Here is a 25,839-nt window from a genome sequence, read left to right as displayed (position 1 = left end):
CGAACGTTTATTAACTACGCTTTAATAAGATCCTTTCTTGCTGCAGAGATTATTTTATCAAGTTCCTTTTCTACTGCTAAATCAAGCGGCTCCACCTGATGCATTTTTATTATATAATCTGCCTTTTCTTTAGCATTATCAATAATACTCCTTTTACCATCCTGTACCCAAGCTGTATAAACTCGACTATTACCTATATAGTTAATTCGACTCCAAACTTCTTTGCTCCTAAGATATTTCATAGTATTTTCATGGGTAACAAAATCATTATTATTATCCATAATATCCTTTATTACTTCATAACCATAATCCTCTTCATCATCCTTTATTGAACCTAGCAATTGGAATATACCCCCAAAGAATTCATTATCAAGGACTAATTGTTCATAGGATATACTAGCACCATCCGCCACTAACCCAGCTCCGGACAACCAGTTGCTGCCAACTATAGCTGGGAAGATTGTATTTAGAGCTTTTTCGAAGCCCATTTGAGCATCACCCAGAATGGCACTAGAGCCTGCTCCATAAACATTGGAATCAAGTCCATAAAAGTCAGCTAATTGTACTGCACAGGCTCCCGTTATAGCAGCCTCAGGAGATCCACCTACTGTGTTTCCGTATCTCATATCTGCATAGGAGAGTCTTGCACTATACGTAATAGGGACAGACGGATCAATTAAACGCACTAAAACTAAGACTGCTAGAATCTCTGCATTTTGCTGAGTAAGTGATCCTAAAAAAGTGATGGGGGCTGTCATCCCAGCTATGGGACAAGGTAATGCCCCAATTGGAATACCTCTTTTTACTCCCCAAATTGCTGTATCTGTATCACCTTTTGGAAAGGTCAATGGACTTAAAGGCGAAAAGCCTATATCATACATTGGTTTTTCTCTTAGTGTTTGTTCATCTCCTGCAAGAGCGACAAACATCTCATGGATATATTGGGCTTCTATTATAGAACTAACCCCTGGTCCACAGATAGGTTTTGTGGTATTTTTGATTATTTCTCTTACAGCATATAATAGTGCCACGTCCTGCTCAATTTCTTGAGGGTATACGATGGGCGTAATAGCATGGATATTTTCAAGGGCGTCCATCAATCGGACAAGATTAGCTGCATCATCCAAAGTAGCTGCTCTTTGACTGCCATTTTCCAAATCAATAATATTGGCAACTGCACCAACATTATGCACAAGTATGTTTCCCTTTTCAACATCAACAGTTTTTCCAGTTCTAGAGTATAGTGTAGTCTTTCCTTGTGGTATAAAGGCTAAGTCTTGGATTATATGCTCTGGAATATACACTCTACTTCCTACTATCTTGCAGCTATTTTCCCCAAATATTTCTCTTGCAACTTTTGACTCAACATTAATTCCTATGTCTTCTAATATTTTAACACTTGTTTCATGAATTTTATGTATTTGTTTTTCATCCAGTAAGCGCAATGGTAAAAATCTATTATTCATCATCATTTGCCTCCCCCCAGATTGGAAAAATAGTAAAGTCTTTTATTAATTCTTGATTTGGTTTAAGCTTATATCCCACATTAGAATTGTCATCATCTATGGTGGACCAGCCTTCCTTTTCAATGGAAATGCTAAATCTGTCTTGAAAACTTATCACACACTCATAAGAGCCATTCTTTCTCACAGGACTGGAGGCTAAAGTCTCACCATTTTTATTCTCAAAGAATCTTTTGATTTTAACTGTTAAATATGGAGGAATTCTACCTTTAACAGTAACCTTTCCTTTTATTATTGCAGCCACATCAAGGGGGAAAACCATGAATTTTTCATCAATATCCTGTATGCTTAATTCAAACTGCTTTGATTTATATAAAAGACCCTCTTTTATTACTGCAACGGATACTAAATATTCTCCAGGTGATAAAATTAACCTGAAGCTCCCATCCTCACCACTAATCCATTCTCCTATAAATCCTTCTATAAGTTCATATCCATTTGGATCAAGTTTGCCTCGCCAGGCTCTTATCAAAGCCCCTGAAAGAGGAAGTGCATTTTTTGAATCAACAACTGTACCTCTCACTACGGCATATTTCGCTTCCTGCAAGTCCACTTCAATTCTATCCTCCGAAGCAGCTTTCCATAACTCTTTTTTGAAAGGAACATAACCTTCCAGTAAATCATACAATGGAAATTGTTCTTCAATGGTTAACTGTGCTGCCTCTTTTGCACAAAATAGTAAAAACTCTTCCCCTTGTTTTATAACCGCTTCAGCCAGTGAGTATGGCAGATTACCTTCTAATAGCCCCGCACGAACTAAGAATGATTTATTAGAACTGGGTGTAGATTTTACTATTCCTTTATATTCGCGGCCTTCAGTAAGCTTAAGTTGAAAGATAAGCTTCTGTGCCCGTAACAGCATTCTGGTATGATCATCAATAACCAGGAGGGGAATAAGAAAGTGCAATCTATAGCCTTCTCTTAAAATTTCAGTAGAAAAATGCCAACCACTTTTCATATTTATTCTCATCGGAGAAAGCATGAGATAGGGAATTTTGAAATTAGAAAAATATTCTATGGCCTTTTTTTGCAGATCTAGTGTCTTTCCACATATAGCACATTCTGCACCTGCTTCTACATCAATTAAGGTCAAGCTCAACGGAGCCTTTTCCCTAGGCAAATCCATTTTCACATGTAAGTAATTAGACATTATTGCTACATCAGATATCCCGTCTGTATCAGGTGCTAACTGGTAAAAATCTCCCCAGGGTACTAGGTTCTCTGCAACAGGTGTAATCACCTCAATTGAACGGGACTTATAATACTTTCGAATAAGGTCTTTTTCATTAACTATAGCCCTGGCACGTTTCCAAGAAGATAAAGGAATGTTAATCTCAATAACCTGATCAGTATCCTTATTATTAACTGATTTTAATATGGTTTTTGTATGAGTAACCTTAGGATGGGGTACTAAAGCTGGATCTCCAAGGAGTATCTGTTGATGGATAAAATTTGCAGTTCCCTCCTTGTATAACCTATATAAATCTGGAGCTTTTTGATTAAGCATGGATGAATATAAGGAGACAAAATTGCGAGTTTCATTAACTGCCTCTCCAACACCCATACCCTTTAAAAGCAGGGCCTCCATGAACATACTATACACAGAGGTAGTATACTGTAAGTCTTCAGATGAGGCACCTCCAACAAAGCATACTGCACCTTTTTCAACAAGTGACAACCCTATTACTTTCTCAGGCTCTATATCTATTGCTTCCCAAGAGAAGCCTTCATCAATTGATAACCAGTAGGGTCTAGGATTAATGGTCGAACAGGCAGAAGCATAAGCTATCAAAGGTGGTAGCTCAGGCAGGTCTTCACTAGTTAAATAACGCCCATGGGTATTCAAAGTTTCTTGTCCACCATGGCCAGTATATAGAAAATAATCTGCCTCCACTAAGTGATCTGCTACCTTTTCATAACTAGTAGCTTTTTGGGCTAATACTGTTACATTATTTCCTGATTTCCCAAGAAGTGGTTTTAAGTATGCTTCAATGATGGCATCATCTGAATCGAAGATGATACCAGTATCCACATAGGGTGTGGTGGCAATGAGCACCTTTTTCTCTGATTTATGGTTGATCTCGTGATAATATTTTGAACTAAGGATCTGTAAGGATAACCCAGCTAGTGTTGATTGAAACAGTCTGCCTTCTGCAGTATCAATAAAAATATCATTATTGAGCTGAAGATGAATGTCTCTTACCATTTCTTCTGCTTCTGAACCAATGGTTTTAATGCTTGAATGGATAAATGGAATAGCTCCCGGAGAAGCCATTATTGCAAGAAATTCAGGTTTTAAGTTTGATTCTTTAACAAATTGATTTACTGTTTTCTCAACGTCTATGGAAACAGGATTTTCTGAGGCAATATCATAAATAAAAGTATTTCTATATGAAGCCAGAAGAGGGCATAATAAGCTTATACCATTTACCCATAAATCCCCAAGACTATTAGTTTGTTGGGGTCTCTTAGCTAAGTCACAGGAATTTACTAAAACCAGATAATCCACACTTAATCCTACCTTTACCATATACTCATATATCTCTTCATCACTCGCTAAACAGAGGTAATCACCTAGTAGATTCTTTTTGGTATATTCAGTTATATCTTCTTCACTTCCTAAATGAATTAATGGTAATACTTGAGATTTGTCTTTAAAGCATAAGTTTAAGTAACTTTTTAAATATAAACCCTGTTCATCCTCAGGCAAAAATACATAGCCCAGTCTTACAGCTAGGGCTGCAGCTTTAATACATGTTGATGGGGAGCTTGCAGATGTAGAAACAATACCCTTAGGATAGCCAAAATATTCTAATAACCTGGAACTATAGGATTTTTCAAAATTAAGCTTCCGGTACTCAAACTCTTGAAGAGCTTTATCATACTCCAAAGCAAATTCACATCCACGGCAGTCACTAAGTGAAATGGATAACCTTTTGGATAACTGCTTTAAGGTTTGGGTTTCCCTTTCCCCAGCCTTAGGGTTTATATAAAAAACATCCATATTACTATTAAGCTGTACCCAAGTGGAAAGAGACAAGCTATCTAACCAGTTTTTTATTGACAACAATACTATCTCCCGACTTTGCATCTTGCCATCCCCCTGTTTCTAGTAATCTAATCTTAAGATGCCTTATGACATGCTACAAGTTGGCCTTTATTAGCCTCAATTAGAGCTGGTTCCTCCTCTTTACATATGGTATCTGCTATGGGACAGCGAGGATGAAATCTACACCCAGCCGGAATATTCATTGGGTCTGGAACTTCTCCATGAAGCAGGTTTTCTGCATTAATTACTTTCCTTTTAGGAACAGGAATTACAGATACTAAAGCCTTGGTGTATGGGTGTAATGGGGACTTAATGATATTATCTGGAGATCCCAATTCTACAATTTTTCCTAAATACATTACACCAATTCTATCTGCAACAATCCATGCTAATGACAAGTCATGGGTTATAAATAAATAACTAAGATCCTTTTTATCTCTTAGGTCAATCATTAGCTGTATTATTCCAGCACTAATAGAAAGATCCAGCATAGATACAGGCTCGTCTGCTACGACAAACCTTGGATTAAGAACCAGAGTGCTAGCTATGGCTACCCTCTGTCGCTGACCTCCACTTAACTCATGTGGATATCTATGGAAAAGATTCCTTGGACTATCAAGTCCAGCATCTATTAGTGCCCTCTCAACAATTTCTCCTTCTTCCTTAACATTACTTGTTACCTTATTTACCCTGATTGGTTCAGATACAATTGAGTAAACAGTTTGACGTGGGTTTAAGGATTCGAATGGATCTTGTAGAATAATTTGTGCATCCTGACGGAATCTTCTTAAACGTGAAGCTTTGAAACTACGTATCTCTTCACCCATAAAATTAACTTCACCATCAGTTGGTTCTACAAGTCTTAAGATACTTTTACCTGTAGTTGTTTTACCGCTTCCCGACTCGCCTGCTAAGCAAAGAATTTCTCCTCTATTTATGGAAAAGCTTACTCCATCAACTGCCCTTATTAATTTAGGCCCGTTAGTAAAAAGAGACTTAATCAGTCCCTCCCGAACAGCAAAGTGTACCTTTAGATCGGAAACCCTTAAAAGATCTGTCATTCTCATTTCACCTACTTAAAAAGTTTTACCCCTTATGGATGACAACTGGACATGCACTATAATGATCAGTCTCAACTTTAAACAATATTCGTTTCTCCTTCTTGCAAGTATTTATTGCATATGAGCATCTAGGATGAAATCTGCACCCAGATGGTGGATTCAAGAGGTTTGGAGGAGCTCCTGGAATGGAGGATGCTAGTGTCCTTTTTCCATAAATATTTGGAAAGGAATTTATTAAGGCCTTAGTATATGGATGTGCGGGATTATCAAAAATAGCTTCCGTACTCCCAAACTCTACAATTTTTCCTGCATACATAACTGCAACCTTTTCACAGATCTCCACAACAACTGACAAGTCATGTGTAATTAAAATCATTCCCATATTAGTCTCATGACGTAATTTTTCTAGAAGACGAAGAATCTGAGACTTTACCATTACATCTAGCCCTGTAGTTGGTTCATCCCCTATAACAACCATAGGATTACATGAAATGGCCATAGCAATCATTACACGTTGTCTCATACCACCACTAAATTCATGGGGATATTGCTTTATTCTTTTCGGATCTATTTCTACCTTTTGGAATAAGTCCGAAGTGCGACTCCAGGCTTCTTTTTCTGATATTTGTTCATGAATTCTTATGGCCTCGACAATTTGTTCCCCGACAGTACGTACTGGATTAAGAGCATTCATAGCTCCTTGAAATATTATTGAAATCTCTTTCCATCTTATTAATCTTAGCTCTTCCTGGGTTAATCTAGAGATATCTCTTCCACCCAGTAAAACACTACCACCATTTATTGTGCCATTATTAGGTAATAAATTTAAAATGGACAATGCAAAACTACTTTTACCACAGGCCGATTCGCCAACAAGTCCTAAGCCCTCCCCTTTATTAAGCATTATGGATATATCATCACATGCAATGAGGTGTCCTTCTTGAAGTTCGTACTGTGTTATTAGATTCTTCACTTCAAGTATAGTTTCCACAGATATTACCTCCTTCTTAAACGAGGGTTAAAGACTTCATCTAGGGCATAACCTACAAAGGTAAAGCTTAGAACTACAAGCACCACGCATAACCCTGGAGGTATTATCCACCACCATGCCCCTAAAGTTGTTGCACCAGTCTCAAAAGCATAATGTAGCATCATTCCCCAGCTAATATGAGTTGCATCTCCCATTCCCAAGAAGCTTAATGTTGTTTCAGATATGATGGCTATAGCGGCAACAAGGACTGTGTTTGCAAATATCAATGGAAACACATTTGGTAGGATATGATTACTCATAATATGCAAATCACCAGAACCAATAGCCCTGGCTCTTTCTACATACGGTCTTTCTTTTACACTAAGGGTTTGTGACCTTATAATTCTAGCAGTTCCAGCCCAACTAGTTATACCTATTACAAATATAATGGTCCATAAACTTGGTCCCAGTAAGGCAGCTAAAACAAGCATAAGTGGAAGCCATGGAATAACAAGAAAAACATCTGTAAATCGCATAAGCATAACATCAATCGTTCTACCATAATATCCAGAAAAAATTCCAACTACAGCACCTATAACCATGGACATGAAAGTAGCTGCTACGCCCACTAGCATGGAAACACGTGCACCGTTAACAACCCCTGCAAGTACATCCTTGCCCATATCATCTGTTCCTAGGGGATGCTGCCAAGTAGGAGCTAAAAGTATTTTATCTAACTCTTCTACTTTTCCTGTATACTCAAACATAAAAGGCCCAAACAAAGCAAGTATCCCAAATATAATTAGGATTATTAATCCCATCATACCCATCGTGTTTTGTTTATAGGTCATCCACAGAGACAGCATATTTTTTTTCACAAGATGAAAAGAATCACTCTTAACTACTGGTATCATTTATGCCCCCCCCTGTCATGATTTGACCCTTGGGTCAAGATAGGTATATAGAAGATCTGCACAAAGATTTGCCAAGATGACACATACAGTTATAAATAAAAACAAGCCTTGTAAAAGAGGATAATCCCTATTTGTTAATGCACTATACATTAATGTTCCAAGGCCAGGCCATGAGAATACAGCTTCAACTTGAATTGCCCCTGCAACTACAAATCCCAGGTTGATAGCAATTAGTGTCACCAAGGGAAGCATAGCATTGGGCATAGCATGGTTCATCACTAAGTCTATTGTTGAAACCCCTTTGGCTTTAGCTGTTAGCATATAATCCTCTGTAAATACTTCTATTAATGAATTTCTCATAATTATGGCATATTCCCCTGCCATAATTATGCCAAAGGTAAACACAGGCAGAAATGCATATTTGCTAGTGGCTACTATTTGTTCCCATAGATTACTAAATGTTGCACCAGCGACCCCCATTCCTCCTGTGGGAAATATTTTTAGATACACAGAAAAAAACATAATCATTAGAATTGAAAACCAAAATGCAGGCATTGAGTAAAGGAATAAGGAAAAACCTAGGCCCATAAAATCAACTCTAGTTCCTCTTTTCCAAGCTGTAAAAACACCAATAAGAACTCCCAAAAATACAGCAAGGACAGTTGCTAACCCAACTAGGAGTATTGTTGCAGGAAGCCTTTCAAGGATTACTTTTAACACAGGCTCCCGGTAAAAAAAGGAAGCTCCTAAATCCCAATGAAATAGGTCTCTTAAATAGATAAAAAATTGTACATATAGTTCCTGGTCCAAACCAAACTGCTGTCTAACTCTTTCTAAAGCATCTTGAGAAATCCTAGGATTTCTAATAAGTATTTTTATAGGGTCCCCTGGCATTACTCTAAATAGGAAAAAATTAATAACCAGTACAATAAAGATAGTAACAATAGATTGAAACAGTTTTTTTAGAAGGTACCATCTCTTATTCAAGATACTTATATCACCTCACTTAAATCTGCAGGGCAGGGACAAATTGCCCCTTGCCCTTGCAGGTTAATGGTGTTTAAGACTTTTTGCCTTTTCTTAATGAGAAAACAACTGCACCTATCACGACAATACCTATCAACCATAAGGCTGGTGAACCTCCACTACTACTATCATCACTACCTGCTACATCAGCTTCTACCACTGGTTCCTGAGCTATTGGAGTTAGGTTTTCGTAGGTTTTCATGCTATGGGTGAAAACAATGCTACCCTCTGTTGGGGTTCTAACCCATCCTTCAAACCTATCAGTTCTATATGCCTGCAGCTCTGGTCCATAGGCTATAATAATATAGGGTGCTTCTTCATATACAATTCTTTGCATCTCATATACTGTTTGCTGTCTCTCTTCCCAGTCTATTTGTTTTTCCTGTAATGCAAAGAGTCTGTCATATTCTGAATTTGAGAAGAAGGAGTCATTCCAAGAAAGAATTTGATCAGTAGTCATGATTCGAAGTATTGACGTGGGATCAACATCCATATAGTAACCCCAGATAAACATATCATAATCTCCATTATCATAAATCCTATCTGTTAGAACTCCTGAATCTACCACTTCAATATTTACATTAATTCCAATGTCATTGAACCATTCAGCAATGATTCTCCCCATTCTAACTTCCTCAGGAGATTCTGAACGTAAAAGCAAATCAAAATCTAAGAGTTCACCTGCAGTAGATTGTCTTATTCCATCTCCATCAACATCTGTGTACCCTGCCTCTTCTAGAACTTCTCTGGCCTTATCTAGATTGAATTCTCGCTTTTCCTGAGGATCTAAGCTATAATGCCAGTATTCATACATTGGAGGAACAAGTGTGGAACCGACCTCGCCATAGCCAAATAATACTGCATCGATTAGATGTTCTCTATCTACAGCATAGTCCATGGCTACCCTTATGTTTTTGTCGGCCAATAATGGATTACCTTTGGATTCTGAATCCGTCCAGCTATTAATGGCCAACTCAACAAAGGATGGGGATTTGGAATCTAATGTCACAATGTCTGGCTCTCCTTCTAAGGATCTAAATTGAGCAGCCGGTATTTCTGTTAGCACATCCACTTCCCCAAGTTTTAGAGCTTCTGCCGCAGTACTTGCATTACCATAAACTGTGATTACTACCTCATCAATTTCTGGTGCCCCCTTAAAGTAGTCTTTGTTTGCAGCCATTCTTGTGAATTGTCCCTTTTTATGCTCTACAACCTGGAATGGTCCAGTCCCTATAGGATTTGAGTTCTCATAAGTAGTTTCAGCCTCTTCAGGATCTATTCCCTCCCAAATATGCTTCGGAAGTATGGGAACCCAGAGCTGAGGCATCCATGCAGAGGCTTCCTCAAATTTTAAAACTATGGTGTTTTCATCAGGAGTTTCAATATCAATTACGGGTGCAACATATTCATAGAAATAACTCAATCCATTATCTCTTAAGTACTCAAAAGTAAATTTTACATCTTCTGATGTAAATGGCTCGCCATCATGCCAACTAACCCCTTCCTCTAAATATAAGGTCCATTGTGTACCATCTTCATTGGAAGACCAGTCCTTGGCTAGATTTGGTACTGGCTGTAAATCCTGATCCCAGGTAACCAGCAGATTATAATTGAGCTGTAAAACTTCATAGGCAGGTGCAGAATATGCAATAAGAGGATTTAAGCTTTCAATTTCTCTAAAAACCCCAATTCTTAGGGTCTCCTTAGTGTCATCTTGTGCCCTAGAAACATCACTAAAAAAGGTAAATCCAACAGCGAAACACAAAATTATAACTAACACTTGCACAAATCTTTTCTGATTTCTACTCATCAAAATTCCCTCCCCGTAATAATTTTTACCATTTTATACCCATTGTCCAAGTATCCAAAGGATGAAAAATGCTTTGTGTTACCACCCCTTATATCTTTTTGCAGCATACTACTTGGGACCTAATGGAAGATTACTTATATTTAAATCCTCCATAATTATCTTTGTAGCCTTATCTAAATCAATCGCTCTTTTTGAATCTAATTGTCTAGGTATATGGTTTTTTAGTATATCCTGTACTCTATCTTTTGCTCTATGAAAGATATCCTTTGCACCCCCTGCTTCCCAAGCATTCCTCTGCATACGGTCAATTACCTTTGTAGGAATAAAGGGTTCTTTTTTATACCACTCAAAAGTATGTTGTGAGGACATATAGTCTCCACCTGGCCCCAACTGTTCTATTAAATCTACCGCCATAGCATTATCTGTACAATCTATTCCTTTTCCTAATCTTAGCGCCATTCCACATATTTCATTATCCATAACTAACTTCTCAAGACTTATACATGCCACAAAGTCTAGAATTCCAGCTCCAGAAATAACATTAATACCAGCAAGCTGTGCCACAATTCCACTCATACTTGTTTCCAATCCTGCCTGACCATCTACAACTTTTGAATCACTTAAACAAGCATATGTGTGGGTGGGCATTCCATAGAACTTGCCCATCTGTGCATAGGCAGCAGCTATCATGGTAGACTCAATGGCACTTAGTGGTGTAGTGCCAAATCGCATATCAAAATATGCAGGCGCACCTCCATACACCATGGGGTTTCCAGAATTTACACACTGGGCTAATACAATACCGCTAAGTGATTCAGCTGTATGTATTATGAGTGACCCAGAAATAGTTGCAGGTGATGCAGCACCTGGCATAGGCATGGAAATTGTCTCAATAGGTAGACCATGTTTTGCACAGTCGATTATATTTTGGCAGCTAATCTTGGTCCACTTTAGTGAAGGAGATGGACAAATATCAAATACAGCCCTAGGTTTTCTATTTAATTCGTCATAGCCTCCTACCGCAGCGGCTAACAGTTCACGAATATATGCAATCCCTTTAATAGAAAATGCACCTGCTATCATGGGTTTTGAAGAGTTTTTTAGGAGAATATAAACCCTGTAGCTATCACCAATTGCTTTAGGAATGTCATAGGGTGTTAGTGCAGTAGATTGTATGGCTATATTATCTAAAGCATCTGTAACCCTTGTAATACTTACTAAATCCTGGGCCTGTGTTTGTCTTACAGTAAAGCCATCAGATTCCATGAACTTGATAGCAGCAGACCCAGGGTCAAAATGGACCTTATTTCCTCCTAATTCTGCGGCTAGGTGTCCATCAATATTATAAAGCTCTATTTTCTCAGGAGTTAGGTTAATCGAATTCATCACCATCTTTGAAGGAAACCGGACAATTTTACTAGCAAAATCCACATTGGCTCCATTGTTTTTTAGTATGTTTAAGGCTTCTTCAGAGTCAAAATATACTCCCGTTTTTTCAAGGACGCCAAGGCTCTTTTCATGTAGTTTAGATATTTGTTCATTTGAAAGTAATCTAAGGCTCGGTTGACCTTCAAAAGAAAATTTGGGCATTGTAAAAGTACCTCCTATTCAACATCATTTATCACTTAGCAATCGTCCGTATGGCCCTCACTTCCACTAACCCTTACTGGCGGATTTGATACTTTTTTCATGTTCATCAATTATTCTGTTAAACTCATTCAATGTGTTTTCAGCTAGTGGCTCAGTATTGTGACCAGCAAGTATGCTGTCAACTTCCTCTTTAATTCTGTCCCCCATGGTTTTCTTTCCATGAAGTTCCCAGTTCTGATAGTCCTTCCTGTTTAAATACCTGGGATTCCAATTTGAAGAACGGAAATGCTTAAATGTATGGTCAGTCGCTAAAAAGTGTCCTCCAGGACCTATTTGATGAATGATTTCTAACGCTAAAGTTTCTTTATTAACTTCCATACCTTTCATGAAGTGTTTTACCATGCTAATACATTCATCACATAATACAAGCATCTCCAAGCTGCCTACTAAGCCATTTCCAATATATCCATTATCATGGACAAAGTTGGTTCCACTTAGTGCAGCTGCAAAAATAGAAAACATTGCCTCAATTCCGGCCTGCTGATCTAAAACAGCGGAATCTGTACATCCAGACTGTCCATAAGTTGGTAGTTTATAGTAATTTCCCATTTCACCTACCACACAATAATTTAGAGGCATCTCAGGTCCCCCATAATTCACCATTGTTGTATTCATGTCGGCTGGTGAAGCCACAATACCATACATAAAAGGAGCTCCCGGATTAACCATCTGGTGCAATACTAAACCAGCTAAGCACTCAGCATTAGCTAGGGCTAGTGTTCCGGCAAGGGTTACCGGACCTGTGGTTCCTGATGATATCCCAGAAGCATAGGTTACTGGAATCTCATACTTAGCAGCTAACATAAGTTTTTGCAAAGCTTCCTTACTATGAAGCAATGGAGATATTGGTTCTGTATATAGCAAGAATAATGGATTTCGTTTTAACTCCTCATAGCCTCCTGCTGAAACTGCAGCCATGTCAATTAGTCCCTGTAAATTATTCTCATCAGAAGCTGTCATAAGGATAGGCTTTTGACAATACTCGTGCATAGCTTTAAAATGATAAAGATCAACTAAATGGGTATTTACATCACTTGCAATACCTAAAGATGCAACAAAATCAAGATTGGGCAAATAGTCTACGACTGTAGCTACATTGATAATGTCCTGTAAAACCGTCTTTCTATACTCTCTAGTTTTCATGTCTAGAAAAAATGGTAAATCGGTGCCCAGCCCAAAATTCACATCATTTTTTTCCAGACGTAATAGTTTTTTATCGCGCCCCTTCAGGGTTATTCTTTCTGGAGCTGTTTTTATTGCTGCCTCAATCATCCAAGGGGGTATATATATCCTATCTTCCTTGACATATGCTCCACCTTCCTTGAGAATCTTTTGCGCCGATTTGTCATAAAATACGGTTCCCGTTCTTTCTAATATTTCAAGAGAACTCAAGTGAAGTTCATGGCACTGGTCTTCTGTCCAAACTTTTAACCATGGTGATATCTGTGCTTGATAATTAACTTGCATTCTCTCACCCCCTGATTTCTGTTCGTGTTTTCTTTATTCTTTTTTCTTCATCCATAATTACCCTGTCTAGTTCCTCAATCTCCCTATCAGCAATTCCATTTCTATCTGTATTTTTTAAAATGTTTAACACCCTTTCATGGACCTTTAACCCCATATCCTTGCCACCCTCCTCAAGCCACTTTTTATAGTGACTTCTATTCATGTATTTCGGATACCAGGTTTCCTTTTTAAAGTGTTTTAAAGTATGATTTGATAATAGATAGTTGCCTCCAGGACCAACTTCATCAATTAAATCTAACGGTACTGTCTCTTCATTAACTTGTATTCCCTTCATAAAATGCTTGGTCATGTCTATAATCTCATCAGTCATTACAAGGTACTCTAAATTACCTATCATACCGTTCCCAGTATAGCCATTATCATGAACTAAATTAGTTCTTCCTAGTGCCGAGGCAAATATGGAAAAAGTACCTTCAATGGCAGCTTGAAGGTCGGTCACACAAGCATCGGTACATCCGGACATTCCATAAGATGGTAATTTATAAAATCGTCCCATGGCCCCAACAGCTGCACTAATTATATTAACAAAAGGGTCTCCATATGGGGCGATAGTAGTTTTCATATCTAGTGGCCCAGCTAGGCAAGAAAAAATAAAGGGTGAACCACATCTTTTTAACTGATGTATAACAAGTCCCGATAAACATTCTGCGTTACCTAATACAAATGTTCCAGCTAGGGTGGCAGGACCAGTACCTCCAGAAAGTGGTGCAGGAGCATATGTTACCGGAACTCCATATTCGGCACAAATAAGCAACCTTTCCAAAGAATTTTGGGAATGAATAAGGGGTGAAGTTGGTTCACAGTATACAGCAAAATTTGGATTTCTTTTAAATTCTTCTATACTACCAGATGATATGACTCCCATTTGTATCATTGCATTTAGAACGTGTACATCAAGAGATGAGCCTAGAATTGGTTTTTTTGTGTGAAGTCTTAAAGCCCTAAAATGGTACAAATCTGATAATCCCACGGTTACATCGGAGGCAAGGACAAGGGAACCAACAAAGTCAATATTATCGAGATCATCTGCCACCATTGCAGCTTTTTCTACATCTGAAAGGATAGAGGGTCTTATAGATTGATTATTGGGATCATAGAAAAATGGACAATCATTACTCATTCCATAGCTGACAACACCATCTTCCAAAAAGACAGTCCTTTTTCCATCTGTATCTGCTAGAACAATCCTCTCAGGGGCACTATCAATCGCCCAACTCACTAACGCAGGAGGAAATCTTACAAGATTTCCTTTCACTAAACATCCTGCCCCCTTTAGCAGATGCAGGGCTTCTTTTTCATAAACCATTACTCCAGTTTGTTCAAGAATTTCAAATGTAGCATGATGTATCATATGGCACTGGTCTTCCGTCCATAGGGTAAATTGTGGTGAATATTGAGCCCTCATAGAAAACTTTGACATTTTGAAATCTCCCCTTACAAGCGTAGAGTCACATAATTTAAAATTGTCTGACTTTTAATAAAAATATATCACTTTATTAAAGTTTAACAATGTCTATGGTGTATAAACATGCTGACTATAATTTGTACCCAGGATTTATCATTTTTATTTGAATTTTTTGACAATAAAAATTATAATAAGCATATGGAGGTGAACATACTTGATAATCTCCTTGTATGATGTCCTTGGATTGGATTTAATGAAAGACGTACAGGTGGTAGCCGGCAAGTCAAATTTAGGTCAAGAAATAAACTCTGTTCATATGGTAGACATACTAGATAGAGTACCTGCATTTAAAAAAAATGATTTCATAATAACAACTGGGTATGATCTCATCAATAATGAAGAGCTATTATTAAAAATAGTTAATAACCTCAGTCATGGAAATGTATCATGCCTTGCAATTCAGATTGGTATTTTTTTGGACGAAATACCTTCCCAGCTTATTATTCATTGTGATGCTCTAAACCTTCCTTTATTAGAAATACCTAAATCACTATCCGCAGCAGAGATTGTAAAAGCAATCTACGTTGATATTAATACATGTACCTCACTTAAATATATCTCTGAACATGAGCGAAATCTAAGATTTGTACAATTGCTCCTCCAAGAAAAAGGCATGTCAGAAATAGCTGCATTTTTATCAGACAGTATTTCCATGCCTGTAAGAATTCTCGATGAACACTTTAATTTAATTGCCCACCATGGGTTTGATACTTCGCTGGATTTATTAAACCCACAGCAAATCATATTGGAGTACGAAAACCTAAAAAAGGACAATCATTTTAAAGACCTTTTAGAATCAAAAAGTATTTATTATCTATCTAATGAATCTAATGGGCTGAAACCAAGTCACTTACTGTATCCTATTAAAGTAAATTCAATACTACATGGATATATATCCATAATTGGTGTGGATAATAGCAAGATACACAAGCAAGATTTCATGCCCCATATAGAAATAGGTGCTGTAGTATGTGCAATTGAATTGTTACAAGAAAAGGCCATCTGGGAAGCTCAAGATAGGATTTCAGGGGATTTTTTAGATAAATTGTTAGACGGTAACCTGAAGTCAGTAAAACATTTAAATAGAAGAGCTGCTCATTTTGGATTAGATCATACTAAGAATTTTACAATTGTAATAATGGAAATTGATGACTTTGCTATTCTAAAGAACCAAAAGACCAATAGAGAATTAATAGAGATAAAAAAGTTAATACAATCCTATGCCAAGTCTTGTCTGTATTTTCAACAACACAAAACTATGCTTAAATATAGAAGTGATAAGCTCTGCATACTCTGTCAGTTAGCCAAAGATTGCACAAAAGAACATTTAGATAATATGGCAAAACAGCTTCAAAAAGCAGTTAAAGATAATTTGGCTATATCAGTATCAGTTGGCTTTGGGAAATATCATGCAAACTTAGGGGATTTACCGGTTATTTATAAGGAGGCTGAGAAAGCATTATCTATTGGAAAAAAACTTTGGAAGAAAGAATATACAGTTTTTTATGAGGATCTTGGAGTATACAAGCTTTTTGCAAACGTTGAAGGAAAGGGGGAGTTAAACAGTTACTACCATAGTACTGTACACCCTTTGATGCGTCACGACAAGGAGTATAGCAGCGACTTAATGATGACCCTAGAGGCTTTTTTAGATAACAACGGTAGTATTAAAGAAACATCTGAGAACCTTTACTTACATCGCCATACACTTCGTTATAGATTAAACAAAATTAAAGAAATAACTAACTTGGACCCTCAGGACTGCCAGGATAGGTTTAAGTTACAGATGGGAATCGTTGTGCATCATTTATTGTCAGATGGCCTTGAAGGTTAATAGAATTATTAGCCCTTTGGTTTAAATATTAAGGCTGCTAAAAAACCAAATATTATTGCAGCAGATATACCTGCACTAGTGACTTCAAATATACCAGTTAGAACTCCTATAAAACCATTTCTCTCCGCTTCCCCCAGGGCACCTTTTACAAGGGAATTGCCAAAGCTGCTAATTGGTACCGAGGCCCCTGCACCAGCGAACTTAATTAAAGGCTCGTAAAGACCGAGACCTCCTAATACTGCCCCTGCTACAACCAAAGTACTCATTGTATGAGCTGGCGTTAATCTACCAACATCCATCATTAACTGCCCTATGACACAGATTCCTCCACCAACTAAAAATGCAATAATAAATTTTTCCATAGATTTTATGCTCTTCCTTTCCTATGCTTCTATTGCTACTGCATGAGCAATACAAGGTATAGTCTCTTTTTGCTGGTACGATAAAGGTGATAACAAAGCTCCTGTTGCAACTATAAGAATTCTTTTTAATTCGCCCTTTTTTAGCTTGTTCATGAAGTGTCCAAAAGTAACAGTAGCGGAGCATGCACAGCCACTACCACCTGAAAAAACAGGCTGATCTTCCTTGTAAATCATAAGTCCACAATCTGTTAATATTTTCTTCGGTATTTCTATTCCATGTTTTTGTAATAATTCTGCAGCAATTTCGTGACCCACTTTACCCAAGTCTCCAGTAGCAATTACATCATAATAGGATGAATCAATGCCTAAATCTCTAATATGGGCCGTAATTGTATCTACAGCTGCCGGGGCCATGGCTCCACCCATATTAAATGGATCAGAAAGACCCATATCAATTACACGTCCCACAGTAGCAGCTGTCACTTTTGGTCCGTCTCCTTCACTAGCTACTAAGGCTGCGCCAGCACCCGTTACAGTCCATTGTGCTGTTGGAGGTTTTTGGGAACCATACTCCGTAGGATATCTAAATTGCTTCTCAACTGAACCATTATGACTAGACGCTGCTGCTAAGGCATTTTTGCCCGCCTTACTATTAACAATAAGGGCAGCTAATGCTAGGCTCTCCATGGAGCTTGAACATGCACCAAAAACTCCTAGGTAAGGAGCGCCAAGGGTTCGAGCTGCAAAACTACTGGAAATAATCTGATTCATAAGATCTCCACTAATAAAGAACTGTATATCCTCTTTTTTCATTCCTGCCTTGTCAATTGCTATTTCACAGGCCTGCTCTAATAGCTTTTTTTCTGCCTTCTCAAAACTCTTTTGCCCCAACCACAAATCTCCATGGAGGGCATCAAAATCTTTTGCTAATGCGCTCTTTGCTTCAAATGGACCTCCTACAGCAGATGAAGCTATTATTACAGGTAGTGAATCAAAAACCCATGTTTGATGACCCTTTTGCATATTATATTCCACCCAACCATTGAATTATCAAAGTAATAATTGCTACTACAAAGGATGAAAAAACCCCGAAGACAATTACTGAACCTGCTAGCTTAAACATATTTCCTCCAACGCCAAGCACAAATCCTTCACTTCTATGTTCAATTGCAGCTGATGCTATACTATTTGCAAAGCCTGTAACGGGAACAGCACTACCAGCACCGGCCCACTGAGCTAGATGATCGTACACTCCAAACCCTGTTAATAAGGCTGAAATAATAATCAAAGTCGCTACAGTAGGATTACCAGCTGAAACCTCTGTGAAATTAAAGTATGTCATGTACACCCACATTAGCCCTTGCCCAAAGGCACAAATTATTCCTCCTACTATAAATGCTCTAATACAATTCATCAATACAGGCCTTTTTGGCTCCCTGAGTTTAGCAAAATTTTTATACTCTTGTTGAGTAGGAGTTAGTTTCTTATTTTTTAGATTAGACATTTAATAATCACTCCTGAATTCTATAACTACCGTATAAGATAAGGCTGAAGTTTCTCCTTAAGCTTTTTAATCTTATTAGCATTTTCTGCATACATTGCTTTGACGTTTGGTTCCAAAGTATCAAGAGAATAGGTTAAAAAATCTGATTGAATTTTTTCTAGGTTTGTATATACAAGTTCTTTTACTTTTGGTTGAGGAATTTGCATAGCATCATCAAAAACATCTACATATAGGTCTCCCACAGTATCAATCTGTGCAATAAATACATTATCCAAAGATATACCTGTACTTGCAAATTGGGTTATGAGCCAATCTCTGTTAAGTCCCATATTAGTAAGTGGTTCATCCATTATATTTCCATCTAACACAACTGTCTGTGGTTCAGTTTGAGGTGCTACCTTTCTTCCAAGATCATGGGATGTAATAGGTTTTTTATCAGACTTTAACATAACATTTATGTCGCCTGTTGTTTCCATTACCGCAAATTCCACATCCGCAACATTAAAAGCATTTTTTAATCTTAATTCCCTTAAAAGATCCTCGCCTGTAAGCCTTGTCTGCATAAGACTTTCTTCCATAACCTTGCCTTGTTTTATCAAAATTGTCTCTTTGCCATTTACCAAATCATGTACTAACTTGCTTTTTAAGGATAGATACTCTAGAGCAATAGGAAAACCAACCCATACTGCTAGCGCAATTGCACCGAAGGCTGTCTCAATTAAATTCAAAATCATAAAAGAAGCGATAATCGCAATTACTATGTAATTTACAAATTGAAATGCTGTCACCCTTGATGGCTGCCTTTTGCCCATTAACCTCACAGCTGCAAAAACTACAATAAATAGAATTACAGCTCTTAATAGTATCTCTATCCATGGCTGCATATAATTACCTCCACTTAGTAGCCTTTGTATTGAGGCTCTTCAAATTCTAAATTTTGTATTCTTGCTTCCAATTCTTTTATAATATCAGTTGATACTTGAACTGCTTCTTTGAATACATACCTAGTTTCCTTATCCTCAGTTTGAGTTGCATAAATATTTAGGGTTCCTTGAACACCTTTTAAACTGGCTAATGTTTGTTTTACCTTGGCAATGACAGTCATTAGAATTCCTCCTTACCTAGATTAGTATTCCAGATAAAATGATGTAAAATTCATAAATAATTAAAATAAAAGAGGCCTAGAATATTATAATTCTAGGCCCCTAGAGGAGGAGTGTTACTTAACAAATAGTTTCCTAGGGAACTTAGTGATTGTCTCGCTGCCTTTTTCAGTTATCCTAAAGGTTTCTGTAATTGCAATTCCATATCCATCTAGCCACATACCTGGCATCATATGAAATGTCATATTTGGTTTAAGTTCAATTTTTTCACCCGGTTTAAAGAAAGCAGTATCTTCACACCATACAGGTGGGTAGCTAAGACCAACAGCATAGCCCATTCGGGATTCCTTTTCTAAACCATATTTATTTATTGTTTTCTGCCAAACTCTTTCAATTTCCTCACAGGTAACTCCAGGTTTTGCCAACTCCAAGGCTGTATTTAGCCCTTCAACCACTATAGCTGCGGTATCATGAACTTTTTGGGGAGCTTTGCCCACATAAATTGTTCTTGTAAGGGGAGCATGATAGCGTCTGTAGCAGCCCGACATCTCCATGTATACTATCTGGTTATCCTGATATTTTTTATCCGTCCACGTTAAATGTGCCCCAGAAGTTCTCTTACCTGAAGGCATGATAGGTGCCAAGGAAGGATAATCCCCTCCGAATTCTGCATTGCCGCTTATAATGTCGCTGTAAATTCCAGCTGCCACATCACATTCCCTTATTCCTACATCAATTTTGTCTATTGCATTCTTCATAGCCTTTTCAACAAGACGCGCTGCCCTACTCATATATTCAAGTTCCTTTTCAGACTTGATTCCCCTTATCCAATTAACAAGCTTTGTTGCGTCTTTAAAGATTGCATTAGGTAGACTTTTTTGTAGCCATTGGTACCAAAATGCCGTAAAGTAGTATGCATCCATTTCTACACCAATAACTTTTTTATCAAGCCCATGTTCTTTCAGATAATCAGCTATAAAACCCATAACATGCCGTTTAGTGGTATCCCAGAGAAATTTATCAGGATATGCAATAATGTTGTCAGTATCCACCCAGGTAGTTTCTACTGCACAGTAATAATCTTGGAGCCTCCCTATCCATACTGGCTGTTCAAATTCTGGAGCAATTACCACCGCTTGTGCTTCATAAAATGAGAGCGCATCATATCCGGAAAGATAGCACATATTAGCAGGATCCGTTATAATTAAAACTTCAATTTCCCTAACAGCCATGCTTTCTTTTACTTTGTTTACCCTTTCAATATATTCCGATTTCTCAAATAGCATAACCATACACCCCCCACAGTAAATTTTTTACTAACCGCCACCGAGAGCCAATAGTATTGTTACTTCATCTCCATCCTTCAAATAATAGGTATCATCAACTGCCTGATTTTTGACTAAGAAATGAACAAAATATTTTCTACTATTTGATTGCATGTAAATCATGCCCATAAATCTTGTTCCATACTTGTCACATAATATTTCAACTAAGTTCTCAATAGATGTTTCGCCTTCCAGTTGAATAATTTCTGACTTTTTCCTAGTAATAGGAATTAGAACCGACAAGTACTTCACTACTACTTGCATTTATTCCACCATCTTTAATGATTTTATTTTGTTTTCAGTTGGAACCCCATTTTGGTCCCAGCCTCTAAGATTATAGTATTCATCTAAAGCTTCATTTAAAGCAAATGGAGCTCTGTTTGCCCTAAATCCTGTAAGGGCAGGTTCATACATTCTTTTAGGTAGCTTATCTGATTCTCTACCAAAACCATCTTGTACATTTATAAGCCTCTGCAGATTAAAAATCCTTTCCCCAGCCTCCATGAGTTCTTGAGGAGTTAATTCCCAACCAGTAATTGCATTTAAAAATTCAGTTGTTCTTGTTAAATCCATTCCTGTGCACTGCATGAACATACAACAAGCTAAAGAGTCTAACATGGTACAATAGTCTTGATAAACAATAGTTAAGTATGCTTGACCCTCCATGGAAAAGCGTTCCGGAGGTTTGGTTATCCCAACTTCAGGAATTAAAAGTCCCGATTCTCCTATGTGAGGGAAACCCCTTAAATGACATGCTCCTCTAGTACCTGTTGCATAGTTAACCGCCAAACTGAAATATGACCTTGGGTCATGAGCAGGAAGGTCTAACCCTTTAACATGTACAGCTATTACTTCTGCATCTTTTCCAATCTTTGCTGCCGCTTTCACTATCCCATTAGCAAATACTGCACCAAATCCTTTTTTCTCCCCAATTTGTTTCACTAGCTGCAGTAATACATTGGGATCTCCCCAAGGCACTTCATATCCAACATCCTCTTTGCTTACCAGGCCCTTCTCAAAACATTCCATTGTAAAGCCCACAAAAGCTCCAGCAGATATTGTATCAATTCCTAAGCGATTACAAATATCATTAGCTTCAGATATTGCCTCTAAATCATTAACCAGACAGCAAGATCCCAGCATACCTAATGATTCGTACTCTGCTCCTGCACCAACGATTTTTTCACCATTTTTGATTTCTAGTTCTATCTTTCTATGACATGCTACAGGGCAGTTCCTACAAGGCCATGCTTTAGCATTTAACTTTTCACCATAATATGGCGCACCAATTTTTTCAGCACCTTCAGTCCAAACATCACCACTCCAGTATTTAATTGGTAAGTCTCCTTCTGCTTCAGCACCACCAACTAATATTGATGTGCCATGTTTAAAAAATGTCTCTTTAGTATTAGTTTTTAACAGTTTAAGAGTCTCATCTGTCAGTTCTTTTAGCTTTTCCTCGTTATATACTGGAACCTTTTTGTCACCTTTTACTGCTATAGCCTTAAGATTTTTCGAACCCATAACAGCACCTAGTCCACATCTACCCGCAAAACTATGGCTATCAGCAACTATGCAAGCAATAGCTACCATTTGCTCCCCAGCTGTTCCTATTGTTGCAACACTAGTACCACTTGGCATCTTCAGCTTAATCTTTTGACTTGTTTCTATAGCATCTAGTCCCCAAAGTTCGGACGCATCTTCAATAGTAACTTCATCGTTATTAATTGATAAATATACTGGAACATCAGAACTACCTTGGACGCATATGGCGTCAAAGCCTGTTCTCTTAAATCTGTATCCCCATTCTGCTCCCGCGGTAGTTACTGCAAATGTGTTTGTCAAAGGTGACTTGGAAACTACTGACCATTTACCGCTACCTGGAACATTAGTTCCTTGATATGGACCTGTAGCAAAAATGACTTTATTTTCAGGTGCTAATGGATCTGTTTTCGGAGCTACCTCATTATATAACAGCCTAGTTCCTAGTCCTGATCCACCAATGTAACTCTTTAAAAACTCTTCTGAAATTGTTTCTGTTGTAACTTCTTTAGTAGTTAGGTCAACTCTTAATAGCTTAGACCAATATCCATACGCCATGGTTTTCCCTCCTTTATCCAAATTATTCTATATGGTTTAAGACCCCCACTTTATCCGCTGACTATCACCGCCAACCTTGCATAGGTTCAACTTTGGCTGAACGAGTTCACTACCTTATTTGCCACTTCGATAGCTTTTATTACATCCTCTCTAGTAACATCCTTATGGGTCACAAACCGAACAAGGTGTGTTTCTACTGCTATAGCCCGTACACCATGTTCCTCCATCTTGCTAGTGAAAGTCGCCGAATCCATACCTGTATCCGTAGTCTCAATAAATACCATATTAGTATGTACCCTGTCTAAATCTATCCTTATACCCTTAATTTTTGAAAGGCCCTCTGCCAATATTTTTGCATTAGCATGGTCTTCTGCAAGTCGATCAATCATTTTTAATGATATCAACCCAGCTGCAGCTAATACCCCAGCCTGTCGCATGCCACCACCTAGTGCTTTTCGATACTTGCGAGCCATTGCAATAAACTCTTTGTTACCTGCTAATATTGAACCAACTGGTGCACTCAAACCCTTTGAAAGGCAAAATTGAATACTATCACAGTACTGTGTAAATTCTTTAACATCGCACCCTGCACCAACAGTAGCATTAAATATTCTTGCTCCATCCATATGAACTAGAAGGTTTAATTCCTTTGCTACTTCACATGCAGCTTTTACTCCAGCAGGGGGCATTATACTACCCCCTCCACGGTTGAAAGTATTTTCCAAACACAATAAGCTACTGTTTGGATAATGGATATTAGGCTGACGATGGGCTTTGTAAATTTTATTTAACGTATCATTTACTAATAGACCAGGTACTGTACGCAGTTGAACACTTGCCAGCATAGCTGGGCCTCCCACCTCATAATAGGCAATATGGGATTCCTCGTCTAAGATTACTTCATCTCCCCTTTTGGTATGAGTTAGTACGGCAATTTGGTTACCCATCGTTCCAGTAGGTACAAACAGAGCTGCTTCCTTGCCAACTAATTCTGCTGAAACCTTTTCCAAACGATTTATAGTAGGGTCTTCTCCATAAACGTCATCACCAACTTCAGCATTAGCCATTGCCTTTCGCATTTCATGTGTTGGTTGTGTTACTGTGTCACTTCGCATATCTATCATGTCAAATTCGCTCCCTAAAAATATAATTATTTGATATACTTTTGCTCAGCTTGCTTTATGATTAAAGCAAGTTTTTCACTAATATCTGCTGGTAGGAGTTCTGGCTTATATTCTTCGGTAATTTTTTTAGCTTTTTCATTTGCCTTATCGAAGAGGGTCTTGGAACCATTATCTTTCCAAACATCATAACGAACCCTATTTAATATATCTGGAGACCAAAACTCATCCCTATAGTGTTTGAACGTATGTTCATCCGTGAAGTAGTTTCCACCAGCTCCTACCCTTTCAATTACTTCTACAGCTAATGTTTCTCTGTCAATTTTAATTCCCCTTGCCACATGTCTTACTAAACCAATAATATCATTACATATTACTAATGCTTCTAGGGCTCCTATCAAACCTGTATTTAAATACCCTACATCGTGTACTATATTTGCCCCACTACACTGACCCATAAAGATATTAAATCCCCACTCTAATGTTGCTTGTTGGTCAAGGACAGGTGCATCGGAATTTCCTGCTGTACTCCAACTGGGTAGCTTATAATAGCGTGCCATATGGGCTAAGACCATTCCAAACATTTGAAATTCAGGTGCTCCATGGGGTATTATAGTAGTCTTCATATCTAGATTACCACAGGCAGCCCCGTAAATAAATGGTGCACCTTTGGATTTTAGTTGATGGATTACTATACCACTTAATAATTCAGCATTGACCTGGGTCAAAAGTCCAGCCATGGTACATGGGGCGGTTGCTCCTGCTCCTGCTCCTGGAGTATATATTGCTGGAATTCCATACTCAGCACAAGCTAATAACTTTTCTAAGCCTTCTCTAGCATGTACTAGGGGAGAGATTGGTTCATGATAACATGCTATAAACGGGCTTTCCTTTAGTTTGTCATATCCGCCTCGAATAGCAGCTGCCATTTCTACTATCTGCATAAAATCTTCTCCATCTTTGGCTGTAAATACAATGGGCTTCTTGGTGTTTTCTACCATAGCATGAAACTGGTGCAGATAAGAAAGCTGATCGTGTACATCTGTGGCTATTCCATAGCTCATCATAAAATCAAAGTTTGGTAAAGAATCTACTACTCTTGAAGCATTTACTATATCTTGCTTTAGACTATTACGTCTATCTCCACTATATAAATCAAGTGTCCATGGAAGGTCAGAACCCGGTCCAAAGTATACCTGATTTGCTTCACAGTAGAGCTTTCTTTCTCCATCTCTATTTGATAGCACAACTCTTGATGGAGCAGTTCTTAACCCTTCATCAACTATATGCGCTGGGATTCTAACCATATTGTTTTCCCCAACATAGGCACCTGCATTTTTTAATAGTTCTCTTGCTTCTTGATGGTCTACTCGAACCCCTACTCTTTCCAATACTTCTAAACTTGCCATGTGGATTTCATAGATCTGGTCTTCTGAAATATAAGTGAAATTTGGTGTGCACTGCTCCACATAATTTACTTTGCTAATTCTCATCA

Annotated in this window: 21 protein-coding genes; 1 reads left to right on the top strand and 20 read right to left on the bottom strand. The window is 37.9% G+C overall.

Translation table 11 applies throughout. The features are described 5' to 3' along the window. Positions 1–14: 14 nt before the first annotated feature. The 10 genes from APF76_16425 to APF76_16380 form a co-directional block, all read right to left on the bottom strand. Complete coding sequence (locus APF76_16425) at positions 15–1,469, bottom strand: hypothetical protein (GenBank protein ID KUO51079.1); 1,455 nt, start codon at positions 1,467–1,469, stop codon at positions 15–17. Further along, entirely contained in the window at positions 1,459–4,614 is a 3,156-nt protein-coding gene (locus APF76_16420; protein KUO51078.1) for a hypothetical protein, read from the bottom strand. The genes APF76_16425 and APF76_16420 overlap by 11 nt, the downstream gene beginning before the upstream one ends. Positions 4,615–4,646: 32 nt before the next feature. Next, a complete protein-coding gene (locus APF76_16415) occupies positions 4,647–5,639 on the bottom strand; it encodes a hypothetical protein (protein KUO51077.1) in 993 nt (330 codons plus the stop codon). A gap of 19 nt (positions 5,640–5,658) precedes the next feature. After that, entirely contained in the window at positions 5,659–6,624 is a 966-nt protein-coding gene (locus tag APF76_16410; GenBank protein ID KUO51076.1) for a dipeptide/oligopeptide/nickel ABC transporter ATP-binding protein, read from the bottom strand. A 5-nt stretch (positions 6,625–6,629) separates the two neighbouring features. After that, positions 6,630–7,427, bottom strand: a complete 798-nt coding sequence (locus tag APF76_16405) for an ABC transporter permease (protein KUO51318.1) — start codon at positions 7,425–7,427, stop codon at positions 6,630–6,632. Between the two features lie 105 nt (positions 7,428–7,532). Beyond that, positions 7,533–8,504 carry a hypothetical protein gene (locus APF76_16400; protein ID KUO51075.1) on the bottom strand — a complete coding sequence of 324 codons (972 nt, stop codon included), beginning with the start codon at positions 8,502–8,504 and terminating at the stop codon, positions 7,533–7,535. A 73-nt stretch (positions 8,505–8,577) separates the two neighbouring features. Then, positions 8,578–10,353 carry a hypothetical protein gene (locus APF76_16395; GenBank protein KUO51074.1) on the bottom strand — a complete coding sequence of 592 codons (1,776 nt, stop codon included), beginning with the start codon at positions 10,351–10,353 and terminating at the stop codon, positions 8,578–8,580. 108 nt (positions 10,354–10,461) lie between these two features. Beyond that, positions 10,462–11,943, bottom strand: a complete 1,482-nt coding sequence (locus tag APF76_16390; GenBank protein ID KUO51073.1) for a hypothetical protein — start codon at positions 11,941–11,943, stop codon at positions 10,462–10,464. Between the two features lie 66 nt (positions 11,944–12,009). Next, positions 12,010–13,470 (bottom strand): hypothetical protein, encoded by a 1,461-nt coding sequence (locus tag APF76_16385; protein KUO51072.1) that lies wholly within the window; start codon positions 13,468–13,470, stop codon positions 12,010–12,012. A gap of 4 nt (positions 13,471–13,474) precedes the next feature. Further along, the gene (locus tag APF76_16380; protein KUO51071.1) at positions 13,475–14,950 is read right to left on the bottom strand and encodes a hypothetical protein; all 1,476 of its coding nucleotides are present in this window, start codon (positions 14,948–14,950) and stop codon (positions 13,475–13,477) included. A 199-nt stretch (positions 14,951–15,149) separates the two neighbouring features. Here APF76_16380 and APF76_16375 point away from each other — a divergent pair, with 199 nt between their 5' ends. Further along, positions 15,150–16,829 (top strand): hypothetical protein, encoded by a 1,680-nt coding sequence (locus tag APF76_16375; protein KUO51070.1) that lies wholly within the window; start codon positions 15,150–15,152, stop codon positions 16,827–16,829. 8 nt (positions 16,830–16,837) lie between these two features. On the opposite strand, the gene APF76_16370 is transcribed toward APF76_16375, so the two are convergent. The 10 genes from APF76_16370 to APF76_16325 form a co-directional block, all read right to left on the bottom strand. Continuing rightward, the gene (locus APF76_16370) at positions 16,838–17,191 is read right to left on the bottom strand and encodes a stage V sporulation protein AEB (protein KUO51069.1); all 354 of its coding nucleotides are present in this window, start codon (positions 17,189–17,191) and stop codon (positions 16,838–16,840) included. Positions 17,192–17,212: 21 nt separating this feature from the next. Beyond that, positions 17,213–18,214: a stage V sporulation protein AD gene (locus APF76_16365; GenBank protein KUO51068.1), complete on the bottom strand. Its 1,002-nt coding sequence runs from the start codon at positions 18,212–18,214 to the stop codon at positions 17,213–17,215. A 1-nt stretch (position 18,215) separates the two neighbouring features. After that, positions 18,216–18,695 (bottom strand): stage V sporulation protein AC, encoded by a 480-nt coding sequence (locus APF76_16360; protein ID KUO51067.1) that lies wholly within the window; start codon positions 18,693–18,695, stop codon positions 18,216–18,218. 26 nt (positions 18,696–18,721) lie between these two features. After that, positions 18,722–19,579 carry a hypothetical protein gene (locus tag APF76_16355; protein KUO51066.1) on the bottom strand — a complete coding sequence of 286 codons (858 nt, stop codon included), beginning with the start codon at positions 19,577–19,579 and terminating at the stop codon, positions 18,722–18,724. Between the two features lie 14 nt (positions 19,580–19,593). Next, positions 19,594–19,800 (bottom strand): hypothetical protein, encoded by a 207-nt coding sequence (locus APF76_16350; protein ID KUO51065.1) that lies wholly within the window; start codon positions 19,798–19,800, stop codon positions 19,594–19,596. Positions 19,801–19,914: 114 nt separating this feature from the next. Continuing rightward, positions 19,915–21,084 (bottom strand): ectoine hydrolase DoeA, encoded by a 1,170-nt coding sequence (locus APF76_16345; protein KUO51064.1) that lies wholly within the window; start codon positions 21,082–21,084, stop codon positions 19,915–19,917. 30 nt (positions 21,085–21,114) lie between these two features. Beyond that, positions 21,115–21,387: a hypothetical protein gene (locus tag APF76_16340; GenBank protein ID KUO51063.1), complete on the bottom strand. Its 273-nt coding sequence runs from the start codon at positions 21,385–21,387 to the stop codon at positions 21,115–21,117. Further along, positions 21,388–23,223, bottom strand: coding sequence for a hypothetical protein (locus APF76_16335; GenBank protein KUO51062.1), 1,836 nt, complete (start codon positions 23,221–23,223; stop codon positions 21,388–21,390). Between the two features lie 86 nt (positions 23,224–23,309). After that, positions 23,310–24,347 (bottom strand): threonine aldolase, encoded by a 1,038-nt coding sequence (locus tag APF76_16330; protein ID KUO51061.1) that lies wholly within the window; start codon positions 24,345–24,347, stop codon positions 23,310–23,312. A gap of 26 nt (positions 24,348–24,373) precedes the next feature. After that, positions 24,374–25,837: a hypothetical protein gene (locus APF76_16325; protein KUO51060.1), complete on the bottom strand. Its 1,464-nt coding sequence runs from the start codon at positions 25,835–25,837 to the stop codon at positions 24,374–24,376. Positions 25,838–25,839: the final 2 nt, after the last annotated feature.

Source organism: Desulfitibacter sp. BRH_c19, assembly GCA_001515945.1.
In the GTDB taxonomy this organism is placed as follows: Bacteria; Bacillota; DSM-16504; order Desulfitibacterales; family Desulfitibacteraceae; genus Desulfitibacter.
Note: the sequence above shows the minus strand (reverse complement) of the source record. Positions and strands in the feature narration are given on the sequence as shown.

Coding starts and splice junctions, on each gene's coding strand:
- APF76_16330 (KUO51061.1), bottom strand. CDS start 24,347: ATGATAGATATGCGAAGTGACACAGTAACACAACCAACACATGAAATG.
- APF76_16425 (KUO51079.1), bottom strand. CDS start 1,469: ATGATGAATAATAGATTTTTACCATTGCGCTTACTGGATGAAAAACAA.
- APF76_16340 (KUO51063.1), bottom strand. CDS start 21,387: ATGCAAGTAGTAGTGAAGTACTTGTCGGTTCTAATTCCTATTACTAGG.
- APF76_16415 (KUO51077.1), bottom strand. CDS start 5,639: ATGAGAATGACAGATCTTTTAAGGGTTTCCGATCTAAAGGTACACTTT.
- APF76_16405 (KUO51318.1), bottom strand. CDS start 7,427: ATGATGGGATTAATAATCCTAATTATATTTGGGATACTTGCTTTGTTT.
- APF76_16345 (KUO51064.1), bottom strand. CDS start 21,084: ATGCTATTTGAGAAATCGGAATATATTGAAAGGGTAAACAAAGTAAAA.
- APF76_16390 (KUO51073.1), bottom strand. CDS start 11,943: ATGCCCAAATTTTCTTTTGAAGGTCAACCGAGCCTTAGATTACTTTCA.
- APF76_16385 (KUO51072.1), bottom strand. CDS start 13,470: ATGCAAGTTAATTATCAAGCACAGATATCACCATGGTTAAAAGTTTGG.
- APF76_16365 (KUO51068.1), bottom strand. CDS start 18,214: ATGCAAAAGGGTCATCAAACATGGGTTTTTGATTCACTACCTGTAATA.
- APF76_16335 (KUO51062.1), bottom strand. CDS start 23,223: ATGGCGTATGGATATTGGTCTAAGCTATTAAGAGTTGACCTAACTACT.
- APF76_16355 (KUO51066.1), bottom strand. CDS start 19,579: ATGCAGCCATGGATAGAGATACTATTAAGAGCTGTAATTCTATTTATT.
- APF76_16380 (KUO51071.1), bottom strand. CDS start 14,950: ATGTCAAAGTTTTCTATGAGGGCTCAATATTCACCACAATTTACCCTA.
- APF76_16420 (KUO51078.1), bottom strand. CDS start 4,614: ATGCAAAGTCGGGAGATAGTATTGTTGTCAATAAAAAACTGGTTAGAT.
- APF76_16370 (KUO51069.1), bottom strand. CDS start 17,191: ATGGAAAAATTTATTATTGCATTTTTAGTTGGTGGAGGAATCTGTGTC.
- APF76_16395 (KUO51074.1), bottom strand. CDS start 10,353: ATGAGTAGAAATCAGAAAAGATTTGTGCAAGTGTTAGTTATAATTTTG.
- APF76_16350 (KUO51065.1), bottom strand. CDS start 19,800: ATGACTGTCATTGCCAAGGTAAAACAAACATTAGCCAGTTTAAAAGGT.
- APF76_16325 (KUO51060.1), bottom strand. CDS start 25,837: ATGAGAATTAGCAAAGTAAATTATGTGGAGCAGTGCACACCAAATTTC.
- APF76_16360 (KUO51067.1), bottom strand. CDS start 18,695: ATGTCTAATCTAAAAAATAAGAAACTAACTCCTACTCAACAAGAGTAT.